Origin of the sequence: Nonomuraea sp. NPDC050680 (assembly GCF_040654555.1) — a bacterium.
Classification (GTDB): Bacteria; Actinomycetota; Actinomycetes; order Streptosporangiales; family Streptosporangiaceae; genus Nonomuraea.
The window spans coordinates 143,549-170,258 of sequence record NZ_JBFAIF010000019.1 but is presented as its reverse complement, the minus strand read 5'-3'; the positions used below and the strand labels follow the sequence as shown (position 1 = coordinate 170,258).

The window sequence follows — 26,710 nt, the reverse complement described above, 5'->3', positions numbered from 1 at the left end:
GACGGGACGATCGCCTATCTCGGGCGGGCCGACGACCTCGTCAAGATCCGCGGTTTCCTGGTCAACCCGATCGAGGTCGACGAGGTGCTGGCCCGGGGGCGCGCGGGGGCGGCGGCGGGGGGCGGGGGGGGGCCCGGGGCGGGGGGGGGGGGTGGGCCGCGCGCCCGCCCGCGTCCACGCCATCCGGGCGGGATGGTGACATGGAACGGTTGCGCCAGTGACGGTTGTCGGCACCACCTCCTCATCGACCGGCCGGATCAACCTGCCGGGCTCGTACAGCGGCCGGATCGACCGATCCGGCCGCTTCGTGGCGTTGGCCGGCCGGTGTGGCTCGATCGCCGCACCGGCCGGCCTCGGCGTTCAGTTCGCGCAGGTGTAGCCGGACGGCACGGTGGTCTGGCCGTTCGGCCGGCTGGCCTGGAAGCCGAAGGCCGTGCTCGCGTTCGGCCCGAGCGCGCCGTTGAAGCTCAGGTTCCTGGCCGTCACGCTCTGCCCGCTCACCGTCACCGCGGCGTTCCAGGAGCCGGTCAGCACGTGCCCGGCGGGTAGCGTGAACGTCACCGTCCAACTGGCCTTGGCCGCGCCGCTGGTGTTGGTCACGGTCACGGGCTGCACCACGTACCCACTGCTCCACTGGGTCTGTACGGTCGCGACGGCCGTGCAGCCCCCGCCGCCACCACCGCTGAGGGTGGTGAAGGTGACCTGGCCCGACTGCCCCGAGACGTTGCCCGCCGCGTCCCTGGCCTTCACGTAGACCTGGTAGGCGGTCGCGGAGGTCAGGCCGCTCAGCGTGATCGAGTTGGTCGCCGACTGGCCGAGCAGCGTGCTCGGCGCCCGGTAGACGTCATAGCCGCTCACGCGCACGTTGTCGGTGGAGGCGGTCCAGCTCAGCGTGGCTCCCGTCGAGGTGACGCCGGAGGCGACCGGGGTGCCGGGCACGCTGGGCGGGGTCGGGTCGGGGGTGCCGCCGCCGTACACCGACGCCTCGCGTGCGGTGGCGGCGATGCCGTTGGCGCCGTTGAAGAGCCGCTGACCCCATGAGGTGAGCTGGGTGACGTCGAAGTTGGTGACCTGGTCGAGGTACTCGACGCCGCCGCCGTTGCCGCTCCATGACCAGCCCAGGTAGCCAAGGCCCCGGCTCACGGACTGGGCCATGATCGTGTCCTCGTCCGGGTCGCCGTCGGAGTGGTTGAAGCCGAACTCACCGATCACCAGCGGCAGCCCGGCGGTCCTGAACGCGTCCAGGTAGGTCGTGATCTCCGCGGCCGTGTCGTACACGCCGTACATGTGTATCGAGAAGATCGTGTTCTTGGCGGGGTCGGCGTCGAAGACGGTCCGCGCGGTGTCGCGCATGACGTTCTGCCAGTCCTGGCCCCAGTTGGGCGCGTCCACCATGAGCGCGTGCTCGAAGCCGTTGGCACGCAGCTTCTTGACCGCGTTGGCGGTGGCGGTGGTCCAGTCAGGGGTGACGGCGTTGTTGCCGACCGGCTCGTTGCCGATGTTGACGATGACGTAGTTCTCCTGGCCGACCAGGGCGCTCTTGACGCTGATCAAGTAGTCGGCGGCCTGGTCGAGGGTGTAGGCGCCGCTCTGCTCGCCGTAGCCGGTGGTGTCGTGGTTCTCCAGGACGCAGATCAGCCGGTTGGCCTTGCAGCGGGCGACGACGTCGGCCACGTCGGAGACGCTGTTGGCGCTCCAGCGCCCGCCGCTGAGCACCACCCGGACGGTGTTCGCGCCCAGCGACTTGATGTCGGCGAACGCCTTGGTCTGGGTGGGGTACCAGGTGTGCGCGTGGCTGGTGCCGCGCATGACGAACTCCTGGCCGTTCGCTTCGAGGATCTTCGTACCGCTGACGTGGATGCCGGTGGCGGCGTACACAGGCGACGTTTGGGAAAAAGCCGAGAGGAAGAGCAAGGGGAGCAACAGCGTGGTGAGCGCCGCGAGTGGTGTTCTCATGGGCGGCCTTTCGATGGTGACCCGCCCCGCCGACGTGGCAGGACGCGGCGGGGCGGGGCGATCATGAAGGGCGGGTCACGGGAAGAGCCGCCCGTATTCCGCCAGGGCGACGGCTACGTCCACCTGCGCCCAGAAACGGTGGTAATTGAAGACCGGCGCCGGGCCCGTGCCCTTGATGAAGGCGTCGACCTTCGCGTAGTCGGGGTCGTTCTTGTAGAAGGACCTGATCGACAGGAACGTCGAGTTGGAGTTGATCGGGTCGCCGTTCGGCATGGTGCCGCTCCAGCCCGGCGGGACGTAGACCGGGTCGGCGAGGCGCTTGTAGTCCGTCTTGGTCTCCGGCACCGACACGCCCTTGGCGTCGCGGTACTTCCAGACGCCGTCAAGCAGCGCCTTGGCCGTGGTCCTGGCCGCCGTGTGGTTGGCCTTGGCGGCGTAGTACATCAGAACCTTGGCGTAGGCGCCGGCGACGCCGACGTCCTGCGTGTAGTCCACGATCGACACGTGCAAGCCCGGGTTGGCGGCGGGCATGCCGCTCGCGGAGCTGAAGTCGCTCGCGGGCTGGCCGGTCCAGTGCAGCGTGGACGGGATCTGGTAGCTGCCGTCCGCGTTGACCGTGGTGTTGGCCAGCGCCCAGGTGACCCACTTGTCGAGCAGCGCCTTGGCGCTGGCGTTGCCGGTGGCGTAGTAGTACTCGGCCACCCGCTCCATCGTCCACGCCTGGAAGCCGAACCACTGGTTGGACGGCGGGTCGTGGTAGACGGGCTGCCAGTCATAGGTCATGCCGAAGAACTTGGGCAGACCGGCCGGCGGCGTCCCGTAGTGGCCTTCCCAGCTGTTGGTCGCGCCACCGGCGATGGCGCCTTCGGCCGACTGCAGCCAGGTGTAGAACTGCAGCTGCCGGTTCAGGCTGGTGCTCCAGTCGGTGGCGCCGGTCGGGCTCTTGGGCTTGAGCTCGGCGACGTTCGACAGGGCCCAGGCGGCCAGCGGGTTCTGGTAGCCGGAGTGGTTGTGGCTGGAGCCGATCCGCCAGGCCCAACCGGCGTTCGTGTCGGTCGCGCCGCCCCAGGCGTAATACCAGGACAGCAGGTAGTTGGAGGCGTCCTTGCCGGTGCCCGCCGCGCAGGACGGGCTGGTGCAGCCGGGCTTCTTGAAGTACTTGTCGTACATCGAGTACCGCAGGTAGTCGCCCATCTTCGCGGCCTTGCCGACCGACGCCGAGATCTGCGACTCCTTGCCCTGCGCCTTGGCCCAGGTCTGCGCCCAGTACGCCGCCTGCACGGCCCGCGCGTCGGCGTCAGGGGCGTTGGTGTACTTCCACTGCTTGGCGTACGAGTTGTCCTTGACGAACAGGTCGAGGTAGCCGTTGGGCCCGCCGAACTTGAACTGGTCGCAGGACGGCTGCGGGATCGTCTCGAAGACCGACTCCTCGGGGCCGCGCTGGTAGGTGTTGATGTAGGCGGGCTTGGTGGTGCCGTCGCCGCAGCGGCCGAAGCCGTAGGTGTTGTCGACGTCCAGCAGCCAGTGCATGCCGTAGATGTCGCTGGTGCCGTACGCGCTCTTCAGCTCGTTGGCGATCGGGTCGGTGCCCACGCTCACGCCGGTGTCCAGCGGTGACGGGTAGTTGTTGATCGAGGTGGACTCGGGGGCGTACGTGGCCGGCTTCGACGGACTGTAGAAGGAGTTGGTCGGCTGGTCGGCCGTGGCCGGGATGATGTACTTCTCCATCGTCGCCCAGGCGGTGTTGAACTTGGCCCAGTCACCGGTGATCTGCCCGTAGACCGCCTCCAGCCACAGGTAGTAGCTGAACGCCTCCGACGTGGTCTCGTGCCCCTGGTCGGGCGCCTCGACCATGAGGGTCTCCAGCGAGTGGTACGGCACGCCCTCGGGCGAGAAGTAGCCGTTGGCCGGATCGTGCAGCTCGTTGTAGAGCTCGGTGAACCGCCTGACGTACTCGTTGTCGCCACCCGGCAGGTCGTCGTCGGCCTCGGTGGCGGTAACGGCGATCGGGCTGTAGCCGCTGGCGCTCACCGTGAAGGTGGCCGTGCCGGCGGTCGTGTCGGTGTCGTCGGCGGCGGCCAGGGTGACGTTCTGCGCGGTGTTCCAGTTGGCGGTGGTGAAGGTCAGGCTGCCGCCCGAGCTGACCGTGAGGTCGGTGTCACCGCTGGTCCGCGCGGTGGCGACGGTCACGTTGCCGGTGGGCGCCCTCGACAGCCGGACGCCGAACGCCGCGGTGCCCTTCTCCGGCACGGCCAGGCTCGTCGGGCTCACCACGAGCGCCGGCGTGTTGTCGGCCGTCACGGTGATCCCGACGGGCGCGGAGGTGGTGGTGGCGCCCAGGTTGTCCGTGGCTCTGGCGGTGATCGAGTAGCTGCCGGCGGGCACGTTCGGCCAGCTGTAGGCGTACGGGGCGGCGGTGTCGCTGTTCAGCAGCGTGGTGCCCTGGTAGAAGTCGACCTTGGCGATCGTGCCGTCGGAGTCCGCCGCGGTCGCGGCGATCGGCACCGTGGCGGGCGCCGCGAACGTCTGCCCGGCGGTCGGCGAGGTCAGTGCCACGGTCGGCGGCTGGTTTGTGCCGACGCCTCCGCAGGTGACGCCGTTGACGGTGAAGGCGGTGGGCTTCGGGTTGCTGCCGGTGAAGGTGCCGTTGAAGCCGATGTTGGTGGAGGAGCCGGTGGGCAGGTTGCCGTTCCAGTCGAGGCTCTTGGCGGTGACGGCCTGGTTGTTCTGCGCCCAGGTGGCGCTCCAGCCCTGGCTGAGCTTCTGCGTGGTCGTGGGGAAGTTGAAGCCGAGCGTCCAGCCGTTGATCGGGTCGCCGACGTTCTTGATGGTGACGCTGGCGGTGAAACCGCCGCTCCAGTCATTGGTGGTGTACGTCACCTCGCAGGCGACGGCCGCGCTGGCGGGCGTGGCCGTCAGCGCGGTGGTCGCCCCGGCTATGAGGACCAGCGCAAAAGCCGGTGCGAGCCGCCTTCTCAGGCGCGCGAGCATTGTGTACGACACGAGGTCTCCATGGGAGTAGGGGGTGGGAGCGCTCCCAAAATGGATTGTGGGTGGCCGTATGGAGATGTCAACGGAATGCCGTCCCGGTAACCCGCATATTTCCTCTCACCTGGCTGCGTGGCATGAAAGTTTCATGGAGGTTCCGCGACATTCGGCGAGCATGCCGGGTCGGCGGCGCAGCCGCTCTTCACCGCACCCTGTACACACCCGTGAGCACGGCTCAGTATGGGAGCGCTCCCACACGTCAGCTCTAGCTCCTGGAGATGATTGCTCGTGAAACTCCACCGCGGCCTGCGCAGATGGGCCGTGACCGCGACCGCCGCCTGCCTGGCGACCTTAGGTCTCGTCGCCGGCCAGACCACGGCCGCACAGGCCGCGGTCGCCTGTGATGTCGCCTACACGCCCAACACGTGGACGACGAGTCCGGGGCAGGGCGGCTTCACCGCGAACATCACACTCAAGAACCTCGGTGACCCACTCACCGCATGGACGCTGGCCTTCGACTTCCCCACCGCCGGGCAGAAGTACGTCCCAAGCGGCTGGGGCGCCAACTGGAGCCAGACCGCGACCCGCGTCACCGGGCAGAACCTGTCGTACAACGGCAACCTCGCCACCGGCGCCTCCACGGACATCGGCTTCAACGGCACATGGAGCGGCAGCAACCCGAACCCCGCCTCCTTCACGGTCAACAACGTGACCTGTGGCGGCGGCGGTGGCCCGACGACGCCCTCGGTCGTCACCTCCGCGAGCTCGGTGTCCGTCAACGAGGGCGGTACGGCGACCTTCACCGCCAAGCTGTCGGCCGCACCCACCGCCAACGTGACCGTCGCCACCACCCGGTCCAGCGGCGACACGGACCTGACCGTGAGCTCCGGCGGCTCCCTCACCTTCACCCCGAGCAACTGGAACACCGCCCAGACCGTGACCCTCGCGGCGGCCCAGGACTCCGACACCACCAACGGCACAGCGGCCTTCAGCGTCGGCGGAACCGGCGTCACCGCCGCCACCGTCAACGCCACCGAGGTCGACGACGACACCACGCAGACGCAGTCGCTGGTCGTGACCCCGACCGCGGTGACCGTACCGGAAGGCGGAAGCGCCACCTACACGGTCAAGCCGGCCATCCAGCCGTCCGCGAACCTGACCGTCACCTCCACGGCCGGCAGCGGCGACGCCGACCTCACCGTGACCTCGGGCGGCTCGCTCACCTTCACCTCCGCCAACTGGAACACCGCCCAGACCGTGACCCTGGGCGCGGCCCAGGACTCCGACACCACCAACGGCACGCGTACCTTCACCGTCGCCTCCAGCGGTCTGACCAGCCGGACGGTCACCGCCACCGAGGCCGATGACGACGGCACACCGCCCGCCGGGCACGTCGACAACCCGTACGCGGGCGCCACCGGCTACGTCAACCCCGACTGGAAGGCCAAGGCCGCGGCCGAGCCGGGCGGTGCCGCGGTGGCCAACACCTCCACCGCCGTGTGGCTGGACCGCATCGCCGCCATCGCCGGCAGCTCGTCGGTCATGGGTCTGCGGGCGCATCTGGACGCGGCCGTCGCGCAGGACGCCGCCAACGGCTCCACGCCGCTGACCGTCCAGTTCGTCATCTACGACCTGCCCAACCGTGACTGCTCGGCGCTGGCCTCCAACGGCGAACTGCTCGTCGCGGAGAACGGGCTCAACCGCTACAAGACCGAGTACATCGACCCGATCGCCGCCATCATGAGCGACTCGAAGTACGCGAACCTGCGCATCGTCACGATCATCGAACCCGACTCGCTGCCCAACCTGGTCACCAACCTGAGCTTCCCCAAGTGCGCCGAGGCCAACTCCACCGGCGCCTACGTCCAGGGCGTCCAGTACGCGCTGAACAAGCTGCACGCGATGTCGAACGTCTACACCTACATCGACGCCGCCCACCACGCATGGCTCGGCTGGGACTCGAACTTCAACCCGTCGGTCAACCTCTTCTACTCCACCGCCGCCGGCGCCACCGCCGGGGTGGACAGCGTGGACGGATTCATCGTCAATACCGCGAACACCTCCGCCACCAAGGAGCTGTACTTCACCATCAACTCCACGGTGAACGGCACCTCGGTCCGGCAGTCCAAGTGGATCGACTGGAACTGGTACGTGGACGAGACGTCCTTCGCCCAGGCCCTGCGCACCGCACTGATCGGCAAGGGCTTCAAGTCGGGGCTCGGCATGCTGATCGACACCTCGCGCAACGGCTGGGGCGGCAGCGCCCGCCCGAGCGGCCCGAGCACCTCGACGGACGTCAACACCTTCGTCGACCAGTCACGCATCGACCGGCGCATCCACGCCGGCAACTGGTGCAACCAGAGCGGCGCGGGCCTCGGCGCGCGGCCGACCGCCAACCCCGATTCCGGCCTGGACGCCTACGTGTGGGTCAAGCCGCCCGGCGAGTCGGACGGCGCCAGCACGGACATCCCGAACGACGAGGGCAAGAAGTTCGACCGGATGTGCGACCCCACCTACACCGGCAACGACCTCAACGGCCACAACCTGACGGGCGCGCTGCCGAATGCGCCGCTGTCCGGCCAGTGGTTCTCCGCCCAGTTCCGCCAACTGCTCCAGAACGCCTACCCGCCCGTCTCCTGACGGTCGCTCGTCCGTCTCCTGACGAGCGCCTATCCGTCCGTCTCCTGACGAACGCCTGCCCGCCCGTCTCCTGACGAACGCCTGCCCGCCCGTCTCCTGACGGCCGCTCGTCCGCCGGTCCCTGACGAACGCCTGCCCGTGCGTCGCCCGGCGGCCATGACGAAGGCCCAGGCCGATCTTCGACCTGGGCCTTCGCTCAATCTCCCGCTTTCGCGCGCATCACTGTCAAGGAGGCGGGACGTCCTCGTCGTGCTCGCTCATGTAGTCGCCGCTGTCGAGCGGCATGTGCTCCGGCTCGCGCCGCTCCGCCTCGAACCGCTCAGCGCGGCCCTGGCCGGCGCCCTCCGGCCGCTTCTTCCCGCGCAGGCTGCGTAGGTAGTCGACGGGGCTCGCCGCCGTTCCCTCCCCTTCGAGCGGCACGGTCTCCTGGACGACCTCGACCTCCACGTACTTGTAGATGTGTACGTGAGCCGTCCTGGTCACCTCGTCGCCCTCGTCGCCCTCGTCGTGCGTCTCGTGGCCGCTGAGCCTCGTGCCAGGCTCGGCCGTGCGCTGCGTCGGCACGCCCGTGGGCCGGATGCCGTAGTGCCGGTAGAGCCTGGCCTCTTCCTCCAGCGAGAGTCGGCCGTCGAGGTCGATGTTGGGCGCGTCCTTGATGGTGTCCTTGTCGAAGGGAACGCGGATCTCCTCTCCCGACCGGCGGGCGTTCATCAACGGGACGAATGTCTGCTTCACCCCGAATAGCCCGGTGCGCACGGTCACCCACTCGGGCTCGCCCGTGCTGTCGCCGAGATAGACCTGCCCCACCTTTCCGATCTCCTCGCCGTCCGCGCCAATGACACGGCTGCCGAGCAGGGTGCGGATCTCTGTTTGCATGACCACGGCGATCCCCCCGAGTCTCGTCCGTCACCCGGTGGGCACGCCGACCGGGCTCAAAGTGAACGAATACCCACAAACACCGCAAAACCACACCTTCTACACGAGGTTTGGGTCCGCCTTGGGCAGTGCTTTGGCCGGATAAATAGCTAAACAAGGGCGAATTACTGTTTGGAGAAAGAGGGAGTTCGATCCTCAGTAAGGCGATATCCCGCGACGAAACGACTATCGTGCAGGCATGGCGAGCTATCCCCCTATGCGGCCGCGTCTGCTCGCTGCCATGCGTGGCCGATGGACCGCCCCATGTCCTGGCTGACCTACGCCTGCCAGCACCTGCCCGGCGCGACGGTGATCGCCGTCGGCGGCGAGCTGGACGCCACGAACGAGAGCAGGCTCGACGCCTTCATCCGGGAGTGCCGCCAGCGGCCCGGCGACCACCTCGTCTTCGACCTCGCGGAAGTGCACTTCATGGACAGTTCGGGGCTGCGGCTGCTGCTCAGCACCTACACCTTCTCCCGGCAGCACGGTGGCAGCGTCCGCCTGGCGGCACTGCAGCCCATGCCGGCCCGGCTCGTCGAGGTCACCCGGATAGGCGAGCACCTGCCGGTCCACGCCACGCTCCAGGACGCCCTCACCGCCGCGCTGTCCCCGCCCGAGCCTCCCCACCGCCGCCCCCTCACCGGCAACGGCGGCTCCGGGGCGGCCTGATGGGTCAGCTCTTCTTGGGCTTGGCCTCCTCGTCCTTGACCAGGCTCCCGCAGCTGTAGCCCGGCTCCCGCTCGGGATCGAGGCGAATGTCCCCCAGGTTCGTCGACTCGGCCGGTCGCCGGAACGTGGTCATGTAGTCGCAGTCGTAGAAGACGTACGTGCCGTCGCTCTCGCCGAGCAGCATGAGGTCGCGCCCGTCGTACAGCGGCTTGTCGTCGCCGTCCTTCACCACCACCCACTGGTCCTGGAACCCCACCATGTTCAGCAGGTCATTGGCCTGCCCGGTGTTACGCACGTCCCCAGCACCCATGACGAGCCCGACGAGGAGCACCATGCCCAGGCCGATGCCGGTGAGAGCGCCCACGAGCACCTTCATCCCGGCCCGCCCGACCGGCTTGCGGCGCAGCAGCCGGAACGGCACCACGAACGCCAGGACCCCGAGCACCAGGGCGCCCAGCACGTGCAACGGCGAGATCTCCAGCGTGAACAGGTAGGTGGTGCTGAGATAGGTCACCCCGCACCAGGCGGCGGCGATGACCGCCGCGATCCATGGCCGCCGCCTGACGGCCTGGACGAGCCGGTTGACCGCGCCGCGCGTCACCTTGTCGAGCAGCCACCCCACCGCCACCAGGGCCCCGATCACGGGCAGCAGGATGAGCAGGAGCATGATCAGCGTGCCCATGAGCCGTCCGAGCAGGACGGACTGGTCGATCCCCGCTTGTTCGGGATTGATGTCGAAGACCCAGTACATCTGCTGGATGCCCAGATACAGCATCGCGTAGAGCCCGACGCCCACCGGTACCACTATGGAGCCGATGAGCTCCAACATCCCCACGACACTGCCGGACGCCTCCTGCTCCGCCGGAGGGACAGGAGGGATATCAGTTAGCTCCTGAGAGAGCTGTTGCGTAGTCACAAAGGATGACCATGCTGTGACAGGGTTGAATTTTGGTTGATATCGGATAAATAGTTACGCCCGAAAACCGTGGTGCTGCTTCCTGCCGCTCGTGGCCGCCACCCTGATACGCCTGATCGGCGTGCGCTGCAGCGCGACGTGGGCCAGGCGCGGCAGCCACATCATGAGCCGGACCGTGGTGCCCGTGGGGCCGGTGTGGAAGGTCGCGCCGTCGCACAGGGTGCGGATGAGGTAGATGCCCCGGCCGGTGTACGCGATGTCGGGCGGCCGCCGATGCTCGTCGACGTACTCGTCGGGGATGCCCGAGCCCTCGTCGATGGTCTCCGAGTGGAGCATCCGGTCGCCCGCCCACAGCGTGAAGTGCCCGTGCCCGCCCCCGTGCTCCACGGCGTTGATGACGCTCTCGTGCACAGCGAGGATGTAGTCCTCCAGCCGCGCGCCACTCAGTCCACACTCCGCCGCCCGCTCCGCCACGGACCGGCGTAGCCCGGTCACTTCATCGAGGGTGAAGGACTGGGCCAGCAGGGTGCGCATGACAAGCTCCTCATATCCGCCGGGGGTATGACCGCATCGACACTCCGGCCTCGCTTCCGAACCCATGACAACTCTTCGCCCTGCCCGTCCCTCCGGGCATTACACCGTCAACCGGCATTCCCCCAGGAAACAACCCCGGTCACGCGCTCCCGCAGATGCCCTCCTTCGAGATTCGCCACGGTCACGGATCGAGCTTCCTTCGTGCTGCGCATGCGGTTTCCAGGGTCGGTCAACTCGCCCCATGTGTGGGGCGGATCGGGCACCTCCGGTCGCTCAGAGAGTCAGCAAAAAGGCACTTTACACTCTCCGTATTGGATGAGTAACTATTGGTGGCGGACGCTTTACAGAAGGAGCCCAGCAGCATGGCGGTCGGCGGATGGCAAGACCCCGTGGGACCTCGTATCGACAAACGGCTCAATGGATTCCTGGACGACTGGCGCGCGCCGGTGTCCGATCCCGACGTGGTCGCGGCGTACGAGCTGCTGACGAGCTTCATCCTCAGCGGCGGCAAGCGGATCCGCCCGCAGCTGTGCTACTGGGGGTGGCGGGGAGCCGGGGGTGACGACTGCGACGAGATCATCAGCGCGGCGGCCGCGCTCGAGCTCTGCCACGCCGGGCTGCTCATCCACGACGACATCATGGACGGCAGCGACATGCGCCGGGGCCGCTCGACGATCCACCGCAGCCTGGCCGCCCTGCACGAGGGGCCGGGCGCCGAGGCGTTCGGCCAGGCGGGCGGGATCCTGCTCGGCGCGCTCAGCCTGGCCTGGTCCGACACGCTGCTGTCGTCGTGCGGCGTGGAGCCGACCCGGCTGAACGGTGCTCACCACGTGTTCGACGCGATGCGCACCGAGGTCATCAGCGGCCAATACCTGGACATCCTCGGCCAGTTCCGAGCGGGAGCCACGGTGTCGGCGGCGCTGACGGTGATCCGCTACAAGACCGCCAAGTACACCGTCGAGCGCCCCCTGCAGATCGGCGGCGCCCTGGCCGGCGCGGGTCCCGGTCTCCTCGACTCCTACTCACGCTTCGGCGTGCCGATCGGCGAGGCGTTCCAGCTCCGCGACGACGTGCTCGGCACGTTCGGCTCCTCGGCCGACACCGGCAAGTCGGCACTCGACGACATGCGCGAGGGCAAGAACACCGTCCTGTTCGCGCATGCCCTGAGACGGGCGACGCCCGCGCAGCTCTCCTATCTGCGCAGCTGGCACGGCAACCAGGAGCTGACGGAGGAGCGGGCGGCGGAGCTGCGCGGGATCCTGCTCGACACCGGCGCGCTGGCCGAGGTCGAGGACATGATCGACGAGCGGGTGCGTGAGGCCGCCAAGGCGCTGGAGGCGGCGCCCATCACTTCCGAGGCGCGCGAGGCGCTGACCGTGCTGGCCGGCCAGCTCGCGCACCGGGACCGGTAGGAGCGAACATCATGGGACGAGTACTTCTGGCGGCTCCGCGCGGCTATTGCGCGGGTGTGGAACGTGCCATCGACACCGTCGAGGAGACCCTCAGACGCTACGGACCGCCTGTCTACGTGCGCAAACAGATCGTGCACAACACCTATGTGGTCGACGACCTCAGCGACCGGGGCGCGATCTTCGTCGACGAGCTCGACGAGGTCCCGGAGGGCGCTCTGGTCGTCTTCTCGGCGCACGGCGTCTCGCCCGCGATCAAGCACGAGGCGGCCCGACGCGATCTACGCACGATCGACGCGACCTGCCCGCTGGTCACCAAGGTGCACAGGGAGGCCGTACGCCTGGCCGAGTCGGGCTACGAGATCGTGCTCATCGGCCACGCGGAGCACGAAGAGGTGGAGGGCACCGTCGGCGAGGCGCCCGACCGCATCCACGTGGTCGACCCGGCCCGGCCCGACGAGCTGACGAACGCCGGCTCGGCCAGGATGAGCTGGCTGTCGCAGACCACGCTGGCGGTCGAGGAGACCATGGACGCCGTCGCCCGGCTGCGCGAGCGCTTCCCCCAGCTCATCGACCCGCCGAGCGACGACATCTGCTACGCCAGCCAGAACCGCCAGGAGGCGATCACCAGGATCGCCGCCCAGTGCGACCTGGTCATCGTCGTCGGCTCCGCGAACTCCTCCAACTCGCGGCGCCTCGTCGAGGTGGCCGTGAACGCCGGCGCGCGGGCGGCCCACCTGGTCGACCGGGCCGGCGACGCCGACGAGCGCTGGCTCGACGGCGTACGGACCGTGGGCGTGACCTCGGGCGCCTCGGTCCCAGAAGAGCTGGTCACCCAGTTGCTGGCCTGGCTGGCCGCCCGCGGCTACGCCGACGTGGAGCCAGTGACGCTGACCGAAGAGACCCTCACGTTCTCTCTCCCGCCCGAGCTCCGTTCCCTTTCGCCCGAACTCCGACCCTCTCGAGACCCCAGCTAGCAAACCCTCTAAAGATTGGTGGTGCACGATGACCGAAACGACCGAGTCGACCGAGGCCAACGGCCAGCAGCTCAGCCTCAGCACCGATGCGGCCAAGAACCTGGCGACGACCACGAAGACCGCCCCGCAGATGCAGGAGATCACCTCCCGCTGGCTGCTCAAGCTGTTGCCGTGGGTGCAGACCTCCGGTGGCGTCTTCCGGGTCAACCGCCGGCTGACCTACACCCTGGGCGACGGTCGCATCACGTTCACCACCAGTGGCGCGGACGTGCGCGTCATCCCCGCCGAGCTCACCGAGCTGCATCAGCTGCGCGGCTTCAGCGACGGCGAGGTCCTGCAGTCTCTCGCCGACGGGTTCAGCCAGCGCGAGTACGAGGCGGGAGAGGAGATCGTCCGTGAGGGCGCTCCCCTCGACCAGCTGGTCCTGATCGCCCATGGCCGGGTGGCCAAGACCGGCCGCGGCGCGTACGACGACGAGCAGAACCTCGGTGTGCTGGCCGACGGCGACCACTTCGGCGAGGAGGTGCTGGGCGAGCCGGGCCAGTGGGCGTTCACGGCGAAGGCCAAGACCGCCTGCACCGTGCTCACGCTCTCGCGGCCGAACCTGCAGGCGGTCCTCGACCGGTCCCCCGCGCTGCGCGCCCATCTGCGCAGCACGCGAGACGCCGAAGGACGGTCCCAGAACGCCTACGGTGAGGCGGCGATCGAGCTGGCCGCCGGACACAACGGCGAGCCCGTCCTGCCCGGCACGTTCGTCGACTACGAACTCAGCCCCCGCGAGTACGAACTGAGCGTCGCCCAGACCGTCCTACGGGTGCACAGCAGGGTCTCCGACCTGTACAACCAGCCGATGAACCAGCTCGACCAGCAACTCCGGCTGACCGTCGAGGCACTGCGCGAACGCCAGGAACACGAGCTGGTCAACAACCGCGACTTCGGGCTGCTGCACAACGCCGATTTCAGCCAGCGCATCCGCACCCGCGGCGGCGCTCCCACGCCCGACGATCTCGACGACCTGCTGTCCACGGTCTGGAAGGAGCCCGCCTTCTTCCTCGCGCACCCGCAGGCCATCGCGGCCATCGGCAGGGAGTGCAGCAAGCGCGGCATCTACCCGCAGGCCAGCGAGGTCAACGGGCACCGCATCCCGGCCTGGCGCGGGGTGCCGATCTTCCCGTGCAACAAGATCCCGATCACCGGTGCCCGGACGACCTCCATCATGCTCATGCGCACTGGCCACGAGAACCAGGGCGTCGTCGGCCTGCACCAGACCGGCATCCCCGACGAATACCAGCCCAGCTTGTCGGTGCGTTTCATGAACATCAATGAGAAGGCCGTCATCTCCTATCTGGTCACTGCCTACTTCTCCGCGGCCGTACTCGTTCCCGACGCGCTCGGCATCCTCGAAGACGTCGCACTCGGCAGCTGAGCGCGGATCGGTTCACCCGGCCCAATGATTGGCGGTGTTTCGGTTGACGGAATTGGACCAGCGGGACTCAAGGCAGAGCCTGGGCACGGAGGCGGCACGCCGGCTCGCCACCACGACCAAGACTGCCCCGCAGATGCGGGAGATCTCTTCACGCTGGCTGCTGCGGGCGCTTCCGTGGGTACAAACCGCAGCCGGCACCTACCGGGTGAACCGCCGGCTCACCTATCAGGTCGGCGGCGGCCGGGTCAGCTTCGCCAGCGCGGGCGCCACGACCCGGGTGATCCCGCCCAGCCTGACCGAGCTGCCGCTGCTGCACGGGTTCGACGGCGACCCGCTGCTCGACACCCTGGCCGGGGAGTTCGAGCAGCGGGAATACGCGCGGGGCGAGACGATCGTGCAGGAGGGCCGCCCGGCCGACGCCCTCCTTCTCCTCGCGCACGGCAAGGCCGACAAACTGCAGACCGGCCCGTACGGCACCAGCGTCCTGCGGGAGACGCTGGCGGACGGCGATCACACGGGCCACGACCTCCCCGGCCGGGAGGACCGGTGGACGTACACGCTCAGGGCCGCCACCGCCTGCACGGTGCTGGTCCTGCCCTGGGCGGTGATCCGCGCGCTGATGCCCGTCTGGCCGACGTTGCAGGCGCAGATCGAGGCGCATCGGGCCCGGCGGACCCGGCCGCAGAACAAGCACGGCGAGGCGGCGATCGAGCTGGCCGCCGGACACACGGGCGAGCCCGTGCTGCCGGGCACGTTCGTCGACTACGAACTCAGCCCCCGCGAGTACGAACTGAGCCTCGCCCAGACCGTCCTACGGGTGCACAGCAGGGTCTCCGACCTGTACAACCAGCCGATGAACCAGCTCGACCAGCAACTCCGGCTGAGCATCGAGGCACTACGCGAACGCCAGGAGTACGAACTGATCACCAACCGGGACTTCGGGCTGCTGCACAACGTCGATGCCCGGCAGCGGATCTCCACGTACGGCGGCCCGCCTACGCCCGACGATCTCGACGAACTGCTCAGCCGCAGGAAGAAGACCCGTTATTACCTCGCCCATCCCCGCGCCATCGCCGCCTTCGGACGGCAGTGCAACGCGCGCGGGGTCTACCCCGACACCGTCCAGCTCGACGGCAGCAGGCTGACGGCCTGGCGCGGGGTGCCGATCCTGCCCTGCGACAAGATCCCGATCAGCCGGGAGGGCACCACCTCGATCTTCGCGTTCAGGACCGGCGAGGAGGACTCGGGCGTCGTCGGCCTGCACCAGACCGGCATCCCGGATGAGTACCAACCGGGGCTCAGTGTCCGCCTGGCCGGTATCGACGGGAAGGGGATCATGTCCTACCTGGTCAGTGCCTACTACTCGGCCGCGGTCCTGCTGCCCGACGCGCTGGGCATGCTCGAGAACGTCGAGGTGATGGGCTGATGACGCGTTCTGTCGAGTGTGGTTCCGTCGATGGGGAGGGGACGGACCGGCCGGTGGCCCAGCCATTCGAGCTGCCGGACTTCTACGTTCCGTATCCGGCCCGCCTCAACCCCCACGTCGAGGAGGCGCGTACGCAGTCCAGGCAGTGGGCGCGCGGCATGGGCATGCTGGAGGGCTCGGGCATCTGGGAGCAGGCCGACCTCGACGCCCACGACTACGCCCTGCTGTGCGGCTACACCCATCCCGACTGTGACGGCGCCGAGCTCTCGCTGATCACCGACTGGTACGTCTGGGTCTTCTTCTTCGACGACCACTTCCTGGAGGCCTTCAAACGCGGCCACGACCGTGAGGGCGGCAAGCGCTACCTGGACCGGCTGCCCGCCTTCATGCCGATGGACCTGTCGTGCGCGACGCCGGAGCCGACCAACCCGGTCGAGGCGGGGCTGGCCGACCTGTGGGCCCGTACGGTCCCCGCCAGGTCGCTCGCCTGGCGGGAGCGCTTCGCCGAGAGCACCCGCAACCTGCTGAACGAGTCGCTCTGGGAGCTGTCCAACATCAACGCGGGCCGGGTGCCCAATCCGATCGAGTACATCGAGATGCGGCGCAAGGTCGGCGGGGCGCCATGGTCGGCCGGGCTGGTCGAGCACGCCGTGGGGGCCGAGGTCCCGGCGCGCATCGCCGGCTCCCGGCCGATGCGGGTGCTGCGCGACGCCTTCGCCGACGCGGTGCACCTGCGTAACGACCTGTTCTCCTACCAGCGGGAGACCCAGGAGGAGGGCGAGCTGAGCAACTGCGTCCTGGTGCTGGAGAAGTTCCTCGGCTGTACCACGCAGGAGGCCGCCGACGCGGTCAACGACCTGCTCACCTCGCGGCTGCAGCAGTTCGAGCACACCGTGTTCACCGAGCTGGGTCCGCTCTTCGTCGAGCAGGGTCTCGACCCGCTCTCCTGCGCGGGCGTGCTGGCCTACGTCAAGGGGCTGCAGGACTGGCAGTCGGGCGGCCACGAATGGCACATGGCCTCCAGCCGCTACATGAACGAGCGCGCGACCCGCAGACCGCTGGGCACGACCTCGATCGTCGACCTGCTCGGCGCGAAGCGGATCCGCAGCTTCACCCACGTCCCGCACACGCCCGTCGGCCCGTCGCGGATCCCCGACTTCTACATGCCGTTCAAGGTCAGCAGCTCGCCCCACCTGGAGGCCGCCCGCCTGAACCTGGTCGCCTGGGCGCGCGCGATGGGGATACTCGAAGGGCAGCCGGGCGTCACCGGCTCGGCCGTCTGGGACGAGGAGAAGCTCGTCGACTACGACCTGGCGCTGTGCGCCTCCGGCCTCCATCCCGACGGGACCCTGGAGGAGCTGGATCTGGCCTCGGCCTGGCTGGCGTGGGGGACGTACGGGGACGACTACTTCCCCGCCGTCTTCGGCCGGTCCCGCAACCTGGCCGCCGCCCGCGCCACCGTCGGCCGGTTCGGCGCCTTCATGCCGCTCGACGGCTCGGCTCCCCCGGCGCCGATGACCGCCCTGGAGCGTGGTCTGTCCGATCTCTGGACCCGTACGGCGGCGCCGATGAGCATGGCCGCACAGCGCAGGTTCCGCGCGGCCATCGAGGACATGTGCCTGTCCTGGCTGTGGGAGCTGGACAACCAGCTGCTGAACCGGGTGCCCGACCCCGTCGACTACATCGAGATGCGGCGGCTGACCTTCGGCTCCGACCTGACCATGAGCCTGTGCCGCTTGGCCCGCGAGAAGGAGATCCCTGAGGAGGTCTATCGGGCCGGGCCGATGATCTCGCTGGAGCGCGCGGCCTCCGACTACGCCACTCTGCTCAACGACGTCTTCTCCTACCAGAAGGAGATCGAGTTCGAGGGTGAGCTGCACAACGGCGTGCTGGTCGTCCAGAACTTCTTCGGCTGTGACTACCCGGCGGCGCTCGACATCGTCTCCGACCTGATGACGTCCCGGATGAAGGAGTTCGAGCACGTCTTCGCGCACGAGTTCCCGGTCATGTACGACGACTACCGGCTGGACGAGGAGGCACGCGCGGCCTTGAACGGCTACGTGGCGGAGCTGCGCGACTGGATGGCGGGCATCCTCAGGTGGCATCGCGACTGCCGGCGCTATGACGAGGCGTCGCTACGCCGCCACCACCGGCCGCCCGAGTGGCGGCTGGGTGGCCCGACCGGCCTGGGCACCTCGGCGGCGATGATCATCTGATGCGGCGTCTGCGGTGTGTTTTCAGTGCCATCCCAGCAACTTCAGGATATGTCGCTGGAACGGGGTGAGGTTACGCAGGCGTATCCAACGGTCGGCGGGGTCGAGCATCGGCATGGCCAGCACGCGCAGGCCGGACAGATCGACGAAGGTGAGCTCGCCGGTGTCGACGATGATGTGCCTCTCGCCCTCGCGGGCGGCGGCCAGGGTCCGGGCGAGGGCGCAGCTGTTGGTGATGTCGATCTCGCCACGCAGTGCCAGCGCCGGAACCTCGCACCTGGCCCGCAGGGAGATGCGCAGCTGGTCGTCCTCGTACAGCAGGCGCTCCGACGTTTCGGCCGCCTCGCCGTTCACAGTCATCGCACCCCCCCAATCAGACCTCACGCATGGGGGTTGTCGTCGACACGAACCCGGTCTCACATTACACGAAGTATGTTTCACCACCTGATATGCACGAAAATATGGACGTATTACAGCGAAGTCATGAACCATGCGGCAACTGGATCTTCCGCCGCCCGATACTCGTACCAGCGACCGCGCGACCGTCTGGATCTCCGGGCGGAAGGTCGCGCGGTGCGCGTGGCCGATCTAGAATCGCCCGGCGACGCAATCACCGCAGCGTTGGACCGCCCATTGGAGACATTGATCAACCTGTTCACGCAGCCGGAGAACTGTCGAGACGAGGGCATTATCAACGCGCCGCACAAATAACCATCCCGACGAATTTCCATCTCGCTCGCGAATAACTCTGAAGCAAGCCTTCTATTCAAATTCTTTAGCACCTGATCACTATTTGCACCAGATGTCCATGTCCCAATTGGCCAGGATTTATCGGCATATCATCTTGTGGACAAACTTCAGCTTATAGCCATATGTGGGCCCTGCCTGGCTAAAGAGTGTTTTAGTCCTAAAGGGGATGAGGAACGCTCCCTGGAGTGAACGTGAAACGGGCCCTGCTGCTGACGGTCCTGGCGTACGGCTCGCTCGCGACGCCGGACTCCGGCACCCCGACGGCCGGCGTCCGGCTGGCGTGCGAGAAGGGCGCCGGACGCTGCACGCAGGCGGCGGTGACTGGCCGCGCAGTGACCGGTGGCGCGGCCGGTGGCGCGGCGGCCGGTGGCGCGGCGGCCGGTGGTGCGGCGGCCGGTGGCGTCGCCGTGCGGGCCGCTCTGGGGATGCTCGGCGTCCCCTATTCGTGGGGCGGTGGCGGGCCCCAGGGCCCCGGGTACGGCATCGGGCACGGCAAGAAGACCAAGGGCTTCGACTGCTCGGGCCTCACGGAGTACGCCTGGGCGAGCGCGGGCGTCTCGATCGGCACGACGACGCACGAGCAGTGGCGGTCAGGGGCCAGGGTGCCCAAGAAGCAGGTCGCACCAGGGGACCTCGTCTTCTACGACAGCAAACCGCGGCGCCAGGGACCAGAGCACGTGGGGCTGGCCGTGAACGGCACGCAGATCGTCGACGCCCCGTTCACCGGGGAGGTCGTCCGCCTCGACCCGCTGAACAAGCCGCATTTCATGGGGGTGATCCGACCCGGGACCGTCCATTCCGACAGCGCACGTCCCAGCAGTGCGGGTCCCGACAGTGCGGGTCCCGACAGCGCACGTCCCAGCAGTGCGGGTCCCCACAGTGCGGGTCCCGACAGTGCGGGTTCCGACAGTGCGGGGCCCAGCAGTGCGGGTTCCGACAGCGCACGTCCCAGCAGTGGGCGTCCCAGCAGCGCGCAATCCGACAGCGCGCGTTCCACCAGCGGACCTTCCAAGGGCGCGCGTTCCGCCAGGCGCGGGCATTCCAGCGGCAGGCACGGACATTCCGCCAGAGGCGGGCACTCCGCCAAGGGCGGGCGTACCAGCGGCAGGCACAGACATTCCGCTAGGAGCGGGCATTCCAGTGGCGGGCGGAAGGAGAGCACCTCGCGGCCCGGGTCGTGATCGCGATCGTGACCCGGGCCGCTCGGCGTTCCGTCTCGGTGCGCACCGAGCGGATTCCGTGGCCTCGCGAGAATCCACGGAGATGGTTCAAGCGGATCGCACAAGTGTCGATCCGGCGGAAGGTGCGGCCGGCAGCCCTACGGCATGTGGCCGTGGAGCCGGGAGCGTACCTTCCCGCCTATGCGGCGATGGGTGTCAGTGGTTGTTGTTCAGCACGTTGACGTCCTGCAGGTTCGCGGTGACCGGAACGTTCGTGTACTTGGCCGCGTCGCTCACCCCGGTGAGGCTGTCCAGGATGCTGGCCTGGCCCAGAATGGACGGGCCGCTGTGGAAGGGGTTCGGGCCGACGTCGGCCGAAGCCGCGGAGACGCAGAAGCCGAGAGCGGCGCCCGCGATGGCTGCACCGGCGAGAATGCGACGGATCATGTTTGTTTCCTCCGTTTGATGGGCGCGGAATTCCCGGCGCCTTAGTCGTTTGTGCAGGGCTGTGAAGGTGCCGCCAATAACAATCGCGGTCGCCGATCGATGTCGCAACCCAAAAACGCCTGCTCGCGGTCAAGGAGGCGCCTCGTTTTCTTGGCATTCGCCTTTCCGAACCCACTGGCCGGTGAAGGGCATATGCGCTTGCGTCGTACACGGTAAAACGAGTTTCATTTATCCGCACATCGAGAATGATTGGCTTATCGCGCGGGCCGGTTTAGCAAGGATCACCCCGGGCTTGGCACCACTACACCGAACGGTGTAGCGCGGCCACCGCCCGTGGTGGGACGTCCGGGACGAATCCATCGATCAGGATGGCCCGGAGTCCGCGAGTCCGGAGGTCGAACGGTGGTCGGGATAACAGATCGGGTCATTAAGCCGCGCGTACGCAAGGGAGCGCTCGTCGTTCACGTCATCGCCTCGGTCGCGCTGCTCGGCGAGGTGTGGGGGCTCGTCGTGCTGAACACCGTGGCGACGGTGACGGACGATCTCGGGCTCGCCCACGCGGCCTACCGGCTGATGCCGAGCCTGGTGTTCGCGGGCGGCATCCCGCTCAGCCTCACCGCGCTGGCCACCGGCATCACGCTCGGCCTGACCAGTCACTGGGGACTGGCCCGCCACTACTGGGTGCTGGCCAAGCTGGTGCTTCTGGTGTCGGTCATCTGCCTCGGCATGTTCCTGTTCGACCCCGAGGGGATGGCCGCCGCGACCGAGGGCGTGACGCGGCCCGCCGGGGGCCGTCAGTGGGGACAGGTCGCGGTACTGGGCGGCCAGCTGGCCATGCTGCTGAGCGCCACCACGCTGTCCGTGCTCAAGCCGCGGGGGCGGGTGCGACAAATCCCGCGCAAATCCGCAGGGTGGGTGCGATAAGTCCGCGCCCACAGCGGCGGGGCAGATGCGCTAGAAAATGGTCATGAATGCTGATCTGCCGGAACTCGTGCGCGTGGCCCATGAGCGGGCGGAAGCGGCCGGGTTCGACTACTCCTGCGACCCGGACGTCGGGCGGCTGCTCGCCGTACTGGCCGCCCGGGTGCCGGACGATGGCCGGATCCTGGAGATGGGCACCGGGCTGGGGGTGGGGGTCGGGTGGCTGGTCAGCGGGCTCTGGCCGAGGACCGACGTCACGGTGACGACGATCGAGAGCGACCCCGAACGGGCCGGGCTCGCGGCGCAGGGCTAGCCGGAGTTCGTCGACCCGCGCGTCGGCGACGCGCTGGAGGTGCTGGCCGGGCTGGGCACGTTCGACCTGATCTTCGCCGACGCGCGTGCGGGCAAGCAGGTGGGGCTCGAACGGACGATCTCCGCGCTCAACCCCCGTGGCGTGCTGCTGGTGGACGACATGGTGCCTCTTCCCGGGGTGGCCTGGGACGAGGAGTTCGTCCGCCGGCAGGAGAGTGTGCGACAGACCCTGCTGAACCACGACCGGCTGGTCGCGGTCGAGCTGGCGCACGGCTCCGGCGTCATCCTGGCGACGGCCCGCTGAACCCGCCCGGCACGGCTATGCGCGCAGCGGCCCCCGAAAAGCGTCCCGGCACTGCTACTTCTGACTGCGGTTCGTTGAACCGTCCACAGAACGGCTAGCTGGAACGTGGGAGGATTAGCCCATGGCAGAGATCGTCGGAGGGGGACGTCCGGTCAACGACGCCGAGCGTCGGGTGATCTCGTTCCTGCGCGACCACGCGCCCGCCGACTGGCTGTTGCTGCACAACGTCGAGCTCCCGCGCGGCGAGGACGTCTTCGAGGTGGACCTGCTCGTGCTGACCGGCCACTCGCTGGTCGTCGTCGACGTCAAGGGCACCCGTGGCCGGATCGAGGTGTCGGGCACGCGCTGGTTCCCGCCGCGCAGGGAGGCGTTCGGCTCTCCCGTGACGAAGCTGCGGGGCATCGCCAAGGCGCTGAAAGGGCTGCTGGTCTCCAAGGACACGCGGCTGGAGCGTGTCTACGTCGACAGCCTCGTGGTCCTCACCTCGCCCGACGCCGAGCTCGTCGACCCGGCCGGGCGCGACGCGGTCAACGTCACCACCCTCGACGGGCTGCTGGCCACGCTGAGCGATGTCTCGCGGGTCAGGCGCGGGTGCAGTCACCGCATCAAGCCGTACCTCACCGGGATACTCGACTCGCTCAACCAGACCGTACGCCGCAGCACCGCGCCGCCCAGGTTCGGCAACTGGGAGGTCGAGGAGCAGCTCGGCGGTGACGCGAAGGTGACCGAATACCGGGCCTTCAACGCGACGCTGCCCGGCAGTGAGACCGTGCTGCTCCGGGTCTACCAGGCCGACCCGCTGGCCGACCAGGCGTCGCGGGCGGCCGAGCGGCAACGGATCGCCAACGCCTACCAGACGCTGGCCCGCATCCCGCCGCACCCGTGCGTGGTGCGCTCGCGTGACTTCTTCGCCATCGACGACGAGAGCCGGTTCGTGCTGGTGCTCGACGACGTGCACGGCGAGGCGCTGCACCTGCGCCTGGGCACCGGCGTACGGCTCGGCGTGATCCAGGACATGCTGCGCGGCCTGGCCCACGCGCACGCCCACGGCGTCATCCACCGGGCCCTGACCCCGGCCTGCGTGCTGGTGACCGACGGGCACGCGGTGCTGACGGGGTTCGACTACGCCAAGCCCGGGGCGCGCAACTACACGGTCGCCCACGAGCTGGGCAACGTGCTCGACGCCCACTATGTGGCCCCCGAGTGCCATGAGCGGCCCGAGATGATGACGGCCGCCTCCGACGTCTACGCGGCCGGGGTGATCGCCTACCAGCTGCTCACCGGCGAGCTGCCGACCAGCGCCGACACCCAGGGTCCCGACGTTCCCGACGTGGTGCGCCGGATGCTGGACCACTCTCCCGCCAAGCGCCCGAGCGCGGCCGAGTCCCTTGAGGCGCTGGCTGGAATGCCGCAGCGATCCCGCCTCAAGCGATTTGTCCGTCGCATAGTGTCTGGATCATGACGAGTGAGCTTCGTCCCGTCACCGAGGACGATCTGCCCTTCCTCAACCGGCTGATCAGCGACCCGGCGAGCACTGGCCTCCATCAGTGGTATGGCTGGCAGGACCCCCACCTCCTCCGCCGACGCTGGGAGGACAACGGGATGCTCGGCGACGACGGTGGCACGCTGCTGATCGCCGAGGGCGATGACCGCGTGGGCTTGATGACCTGGAGCAAGCAGGTGACCTCCAGGGTCGCCTACTGCTGGGAGATGGGGATCATCGTGGCGCCCGAGTTCCGCGGCAAGGGTCACGGCACGCGGGCTCAGCGGCTCCTGGTGCGCTACCTGTTCGACCATTCGCCGGTCAACCGGGTCCAGGCGACGACCGAGATCAGCAACCTGGGCGAGCAGCGGGCGCTGGAGAAGGCCGGGTTCACCCGGGAGGGCGTTCTGCGCGGAGCCGGCTTCCGCGCAGGCGAGTGGCATGACGGCGTGATGTACAGCATGATCCGCGCCGACCTGGACCCGCGGGGCTAGGCGGGCAGGCTGCGGCGCAGCACGGTGGCGTGGTTGAGATAGTCGAGTGCCAGCCCGGTGCGCCCGGCCGAGTGGTGCACCTCGCCCAGCATCTGCGTGCTCGACGCCTCCCCGCTCCGGTCGCCGAGTTCCTGGAAGATCTCCAGTGACCGCTCAAGCCCTGCGGAGGCCGGCGCCCACTCCCCACGGGCCGCCTGCAGCCCGGCAAGGCTCTGGAGGGCGTACGCGCCGCAGTGCCGGTCTCCGAGCGACTCGAAGATGTCGAGCGCGTGCCGGTGGAAGGACATGGCCTTGTGCAGGTTGCCCATCTGCAGGCAGACGCAGCCCTCGCGGTGGGCGTCGCCGAGCTCCTGAGCCAGCCGCATGGCCTGACCCAGGGATTCCGACGCCAGGGCCAGGTCGCCCGACTTGAGGCAGACCCGGCCGATGGCCTGCCTGGCGAAGGCCTCGCCGTGCGGGTCGTCCGCCGCCAGGAACATGGCCAGGGCGCGCTTGAAGTGCCCGAGCGACTGGGCGTGCCTGCCCCTGAACTGGCTCACCGCGCCGAGCCCGCAGATCGAGGTAGCCTCCGCCCGCAGGTCGCCGATGTCGTGGAAGAGCCGGCGGGATCGGGTGAAGTCCTCGACGGCCTCCTCGTACCGGTCCTGGTAGAGGGAGACCTGGGCCAGGCCGCGCAGCATGGCGGCCTCTCCGTAGGTGTCGCCGGACGCGCGGGCGGCACCGAGGGCGACGGTGTGGGTACGCTCCCACGTGTCGAGATGGCAGTGCAGATCCAAGTAGGGGACCATCGCGGCGGCCAGCCCCCAGGCCGACTCGGCCAGCCCGGCCTCCGCGGCGACGCTCACGGCCCCGACCAGCGTCTCGTGCTCGGCCTCGAACCACCCCAGCGGGTCGGAGGTCAGGCGGTCGAGCGTCTGCTCGGGCAGCCGCCAGCGCGGCGCCCGGGCGGCGGTGAGGCTGAAGACGGTGGTGGGCAGCCGGGCCATGGCGTGCTCGGTGGTCGCGGTCCAGGCGGCGAGCACCCTGGTCAGGCCGCTACGGTCGGAGCCACGTTCGAGCGCATGGCGGCGGATCAGATCAGGCACCCGGTAACGCGGCTGGCCCACCGGGTCGGTGCCGACCAGCTCCAGCAGGTTGACGTCCACCAGCAGGTCGGTGACGTCGTCGGCGCGGTGCCTGTCGAGTGCGGCGTCGATCACCCAGCCGGGCTGGGCCACCGCGCCCAGGAGGCCGAGCGTGCCCAGCGTACGGGCGGCGTCGTCGGGCAGGTGGCGGTAACTGCGGTCGAGGCAGACCCGTACCTCTTTCAGCTCGCTCAGCCGGTCGTCGTCCAGTCGCTGTCTGAGCACCGAGAGCGACCAGCCCGGCCGGCCCGCCAGCCGCGATCCGGCGCTGCGCACGGCCACCGGCAGGCGCCCGCACGCCTCCACGATCGCCAGGGCCGCCTCATGCTCGCGGGACACCCTATCCATGCCGATGATCCTGCCGAGTAGCGTCAGCGCGTCGTGCGCGGACAGCTCTCCGAGGTCGACCTGGATCGAGCCGGGTAACTCCGTGATCCGGCGCCGACTGGTCACGATGACGGCGCAGTCGTTCCCGGGCAGCAGCGGCCGTACCTGGGCGGCGTCGAGCGCGTCGTCCAGCAGCACGAGCATCGATTGCTTGGATAGCAGCGACCGAAACAGCGCCGAGCGCTCGTGGACAGTCGGCGGCGGCGTCTCCACGCCGAGTGCCCGGAGCGCCTCGGCCAGCAGGTCGGCCGACTCTCTGCCGTCGAGTTCGAGGTAGAGCTGCCCGCCGGGGAAGGCGTCCCGCAGGCCATGGGCGGCGTGTACGGCCAGCGCCGATTTCCCGGCCCCCGGCGAACCGGAGACGACCGCGATGGAGAAGGGCTTGGCCAGCAGGGCCAGCTCGTCGGCCCGGCCGGTGAAGTCGGGCAGGTCCGGCGGGAGCTGCCGGGGCGCGACCGGCGGGGCCTCGTCGGCCAGGATCGACTCGTGGGCGCGACGCAGGTCGGCGCCCGGTTCCACGCCGAGCTCGTCCACCAGCTGGGCGCGGATCGTGGCGTAGGCCCGCAGCGCTTCGGCCTTGCGGCCGGCCCGGTTCAGCGCCAGGACGAGACGGCTCCACAGGTCTTCCCGGTAGGGGTGCTCCACCAGCAGCCCGCGCAGCTGGGTGATCGCCCCGGCGTGGTCGCCACTCTCGATCCGCTGGCCGATCAGCTCTTCGGCGGCGCGTAACCGTACCTCGTTGAGCGGTTCGAGGCGGCGGTCCCAGAGCGGGCTGCCCGGAAGGTCGGCCAGCGGCGCCCCGCGCCAGAGCGCGAGCGCGTCGGCGAAACGGGCCTGCGCGACCAGCTCCTCGAACGCCAGCAGGTCCAGCGCGCCGTCCGGTATGTCGATGGCGTAGCCGGAGCCGTCGCCGCGTAGGTACTCGGCACCGAGGTCTGTCCGTAAGGAGCTGACATACGTGCGTAAGTTCGCCTGTGCGGAGCGTGGTGGGCGATCGGGCCAGAGCACCTCGACCAGCTGGTCGGCGCCGACGATACGGCCGCTGTCCAGCAACAACGTGGCTAGCAGGATCCTCGGCTTCTTGCCGGAGATCCGTACGGACCGTCCCGACGATCGGACTTCCAACGGCCCAAGAACATGAAAGGTGACCGACATGACGCATCAGCTCCTCTTTAGAGGCCTGACCACCTTTTGTATCGGTTCTGGACGATTCTTGTGCGGCGAATGCCGACCCTGGTCACACAGATCCCCTTCGAAAG

The 26,710-nt window shown here is 68.8% G+C and carries 22 protein-coding genes; 14 read left to right on the top strand and 8 right to left on the bottom strand.

What is annotated here, in order from left to right:
• Positions 1-217: 217 nt before the first annotated feature.
• Positions 218-379: a hypothetical protein gene (locus AB0H88_RS41115; RefSeq protein WP_357653994.1), complete on the top strand. Its 162-nt coding sequence runs from the start codon at positions 218-220 to the stop codon at positions 377-379.
• On the opposite strand, the gene AB0H88_RS41110 is transcribed toward AB0H88_RS41115, so the two are convergent.
• A complete protein-coding gene (locus AB0H88_RS41110; RefSeq protein WP_357653993.1) occupies positions 361-1,956 on the bottom strand; it encodes a cellulase family glycosylhydrolase in 1,596 nt (531 codons plus the stop codon). The two genes, AB0H88_RS41115 and AB0H88_RS41110, sit on opposite strands and share 19 nt — an antisense overlap.
• A gap of 75 nt (positions 1,957-2,031) precedes the next feature.
• Positions 2,032-4,959, bottom strand: coding sequence for a glycoside hydrolase family 48 protein (locus tag AB0H88_RS41105; RefSeq protein WP_357653992.1), 2,928 nt, complete (start codon positions 4,957-4,959; stop codon positions 2,032-2,034).
• A gap of 273 nt (positions 4,960-5,232) precedes the next feature.
• Between AB0H88_RS41105 and AB0H88_RS41100 the strand changes: the two genes are divergently transcribed.
• On the top strand, positions 5,233-7,584 hold the full coding sequence (locus AB0H88_RS41100; RefSeq protein WP_357653991.1) for a glycoside hydrolase family 6 protein: 2,352 nt from the start codon (positions 5,233-5,235) through the stop codon (positions 7,582-7,584).
• A gap of 225 nt (positions 7,585-7,809) precedes the next feature.
• Here AB0H88_RS41100 and AB0H88_RS41095 read toward each other — a convergent pair whose 3' ends face one another.
• Positions 7,810-8,460, bottom strand: a complete 651-nt coding sequence (locus AB0H88_RS41095) for a PRC-barrel domain-containing protein (RefSeq protein ID WP_357653990.1) — start codon at positions 8,458-8,460, stop codon at positions 7,810-7,812.
• Between the two features lie 303 nt (positions 8,461-8,763).
• On the opposite strand from AB0H88_RS41095, the gene AB0H88_RS41090 reads away from it, so the two are divergent.
• Positions 8,764-9,168, top strand: coding sequence for an STAS domain-containing protein (locus AB0H88_RS41090; RefSeq protein ID WP_357653989.1), 405 nt, complete (start codon positions 8,764-8,766; stop codon positions 9,166-9,168).
• A gap of 4 nt (positions 9,169-9,172) precedes the next feature.
• On the opposite strand, the gene AB0H88_RS41085 is transcribed toward AB0H88_RS41090, so the two are convergent.
• Together AB0H88_RS41085 and AB0H88_RS41080 are read right to left on the bottom strand one after the other, a co-directional pair.
• The gene (locus AB0H88_RS41085) at positions 9,173-9,997 is read right to left on the bottom strand and encodes a hypothetical protein (RefSeq protein WP_357653988.1); all 825 of its coding nucleotides are present in this window, start codon (positions 9,995-9,997) and stop codon (positions 9,173-9,175) included.
• Positions 9,998-10,138: 141 nt separating this feature from the next.
• Complete coding sequence (locus tag AB0H88_RS41080; RefSeq protein ID WP_357653987.1) at positions 10,139-10,618, bottom strand: ATP-binding protein; 480 nt, start codon at positions 10,616-10,618, stop codon at positions 10,139-10,141.
• Positions 10,619-10,980: 362 nt separating this feature from the next.
• Between AB0H88_RS41080 and AB0H88_RS41075 the strand changes: the two genes are divergently transcribed.
• From AB0H88_RS41075 to AB0H88_RS41055, 5 genes are read left to right on the top strand one after another with little or no spacing between them, the layout of a single operon-like run.
• The gene (locus AB0H88_RS41075; protein ID WP_357653986.1) at positions 10,981-12,030 is read left to right on the top strand and encodes a polyprenyl synthetase family protein; all 1,050 of its coding nucleotides are present in this window, start codon (positions 10,981-10,983) and stop codon (positions 12,028-12,030) included.
• An 11-nt stretch (positions 12,031-12,041) separates the two neighbouring features.
• Positions 12,042-13,004, top strand: coding sequence for a 4-hydroxy-3-methylbut-2-enyl diphosphate reductase (locus AB0H88_RS41070; RefSeq protein ID WP_357653985.1), 963 nt, complete (start codon positions 12,042-12,044; stop codon positions 13,002-13,004).
• A 28-nt stretch (positions 13,005-13,032) separates the two neighbouring features.
• On the top strand, positions 13,033-14,430 hold the full coding sequence (locus AB0H88_RS41065) for a family 2B encapsulin nanocompartment shell protein (protein WP_357653984.1): 1,398 nt from the start codon (positions 13,033-13,035) through the stop codon (positions 14,428-14,430).
• Positions 14,431-14,473: 43 nt separating this feature from the next.
• A complete protein-coding gene (locus AB0H88_RS41060; RefSeq protein WP_357653983.1) occupies positions 14,474-15,856 on the top strand; it encodes a family 2B encapsulin nanocompartment shell protein in 1,383 nt (460 codons plus the stop codon).
• Entirely contained in the window at positions 15,856-18,072 is a 2,217-nt protein-coding gene (locus AB0H88_RS41055; RefSeq protein WP_357653982.1) for a terpene synthase family protein, read from the top strand. The genes AB0H88_RS41060 and AB0H88_RS41055 overlap by 1 nt, the downstream gene beginning before the upstream one ends.
• Positions 18,073-18,093: 21 nt before the next feature.
• On the opposite strand, the gene AB0H88_RS41050 is transcribed toward AB0H88_RS41055, so the two are convergent.
• Positions 18,094-18,429, bottom strand: coding sequence for an STAS domain-containing protein (locus AB0H88_RS41050; protein ID WP_357653981.1), 336 nt, complete (start codon positions 18,427-18,429; stop codon positions 18,094-18,096).
• Positions 18,430-19,004: 575 nt separating this feature from the next.
• Between AB0H88_RS41050 and AB0H88_RS41045 the strand changes: the two genes are divergently transcribed.
• A complete protein-coding gene (locus tag AB0H88_RS41045) occupies positions 19,005-20,000 on the top strand; it encodes an NlpC/P60 family protein (protein ID WP_357653980.1) in 996 nt (331 codons plus the stop codon).
• Between the two features lie 195 nt (positions 20,001-20,195).
• Here AB0H88_RS41045 and AB0H88_RS41040 read toward each other — a convergent pair whose 3' ends face one another.
• Entirely contained in the window at positions 20,196-20,426 is a 231-nt protein-coding gene (locus AB0H88_RS41040) for a hypothetical protein (protein WP_357653979.1), read from the bottom strand.
• Positions 20,427-20,828: 402 nt separating this feature from the next.
• Here AB0H88_RS41040 and AB0H88_RS41035 point away from each other — a divergent pair, with 402 nt between their 5' ends.
• The 5 genes from AB0H88_RS41035 to AB0H88_RS41015 all read left to right on the top strand — a co-directional run bounded on the left by AB0H88_RS41035 (position 20,829) and on the right by AB0H88_RS41015 (position 23,940).
• A complete protein-coding gene (locus tag AB0H88_RS41035) occupies positions 20,829-21,350 on the top strand; it encodes a hypothetical protein (RefSeq protein ID WP_357653978.1) in 522 nt (173 codons plus the stop codon).
• A gap of 43 nt (positions 21,351-21,393) precedes the next feature.
• Complete coding sequence (locus AB0H88_RS41030) at positions 21,394-21,660, top strand: hypothetical protein (protein WP_357653977.1); 267 nt, start codon at positions 21,394-21,396, stop codon at positions 21,658-21,660.
• Positions 21,661-21,699: 39 nt separating this feature from the next.
• A complete protein-coding gene (locus tag AB0H88_RS41025) occupies positions 21,700-21,963 on the top strand; it encodes a hypothetical protein (protein WP_357653976.1) in 264 nt (87 codons plus the stop codon).
• A gap of 121 nt (positions 21,964-22,084) precedes the next feature.
• Positions 22,085-23,425: an NERD domain-containing protein kinase family protein gene (locus tag AB0H88_RS41020; RefSeq protein WP_357653975.1), complete on the top strand. Its 1,341-nt coding sequence runs from the start codon at positions 22,085-22,087 to the stop codon at positions 23,423-23,425.
• A complete protein-coding gene (locus tag AB0H88_RS41015; RefSeq protein WP_357653974.1) occupies positions 23,422-23,940 on the top strand; it encodes a GNAT family protein in 519 nt (172 codons plus the stop codon). Before AB0H88_RS41020 ends, AB0H88_RS41015 begins: the two co-directional genes overlap by 4 nt.
• Here AB0H88_RS41015 and AB0H88_RS41010 read toward each other — a convergent pair.
• Positions 23,937-26,576, bottom strand: a complete 2,640-nt coding sequence (locus tag AB0H88_RS41010) for a BTAD domain-containing putative transcriptional regulator (protein ID WP_357653973.1) — start codon at positions 26,574-26,576, stop codon at positions 23,937-23,939. The genes AB0H88_RS41015 and AB0H88_RS41010 overlap by 4 nt on opposite strands.
• Between the last annotated feature and the right edge of the window lie 134 nt (positions 26,577-26,710).

Excerpts from the sequence above, each read along its gene's own strand:
- AB0H88_RS41110 (WP_357653993.1), bottom strand. The coding sequence starts at position 1,956 with ATGAGAACACCACTCGCGGCGCTCACCACGCTGTTGCTCCCCTTGCTC.
- AB0H88_RS41095 (WP_357653990.1), bottom strand. The coding sequence starts at position 8,460 with ATGCAAACAGAGATCCGCACCCTGCTCGGCAGCCGTGTCATTGGCGCG.
- AB0H88_RS41090 (WP_357653989.1), top strand. The coding sequence starts at position 8,764 with ATGTCCTGGCTGACCTACGCCTGCCAGCACCTGCCCGGCGCGACGGTG.
- AB0H88_RS41085 (WP_357653988.1), bottom strand. The coding sequence starts at position 9,997 with ATGTTGGAGCTCATCGGCTCCATAGTGGTACCGGTGGGCGTCGGGCTC.
- AB0H88_RS41080 (WP_357653987.1), bottom strand. The coding sequence starts at position 10,618 with ATGCGCACCCTGCTGGCCCAGTCCTTCACCCTCGATGAAGTGACCGGG.
- AB0H88_RS41075 (WP_357653986.1), top strand. The coding sequence starts at position 10,981 with ATGGCGGTCGGCGGATGGCAAGACCCCGTGGGACCTCGTATCGACAAA.
- AB0H88_RS41070 (WP_357653985.1), top strand. The coding sequence starts at position 12,042 with ATGGGACGAGTACTTCTGGCGGCTCCGCGCGGCTATTGCGCGGGTGTG.
- AB0H88_RS41065 (WP_357653984.1), top strand. The coding sequence starts at position 13,033 with ATGACCGAAACGACCGAGTCGACCGAGGCCAACGGCCAGCAGCTCAGC.
- AB0H88_RS41055 (WP_357653982.1), top strand. The coding sequence starts at position 15,856 with ATGACGCGTTCTGTCGAGTGTGGTTCCGTCGATGGGGAGGGGACGGAC.
- AB0H88_RS41050 (WP_357653981.1), bottom strand. The coding sequence starts at position 18,429 with ATGACTGTGAACGGCGAGGCGGCCGAAACGTCGGAGCGCCTGCTGTAC.
- AB0H88_RS41040 (WP_357653979.1), bottom strand. The coding sequence starts at position 20,426 with ATGATCCGTCGCATTCTCGCCGGTGCAGCCATCGCGGGCGCCGCTCTC.
- AB0H88_RS41030 (WP_357653977.1), top strand. The coding sequence starts at position 21,394 with ATGAATGCTGATCTGCCGGAACTCGTGCGCGTGGCCCATGAGCGGGCG.
- AB0H88_RS41020 (WP_357653975.1), top strand. The coding sequence starts at position 22,085 with ATGGCAGAGATCGTCGGAGGGGGACGTCCGGTCAACGACGCCGAGCGT.
- AB0H88_RS41015 (WP_357653974.1), top strand. The coding sequence starts at position 23,422 with ATGACGAGTGAGCTTCGTCCCGTCACCGAGGACGATCTGCCCTTCCTC.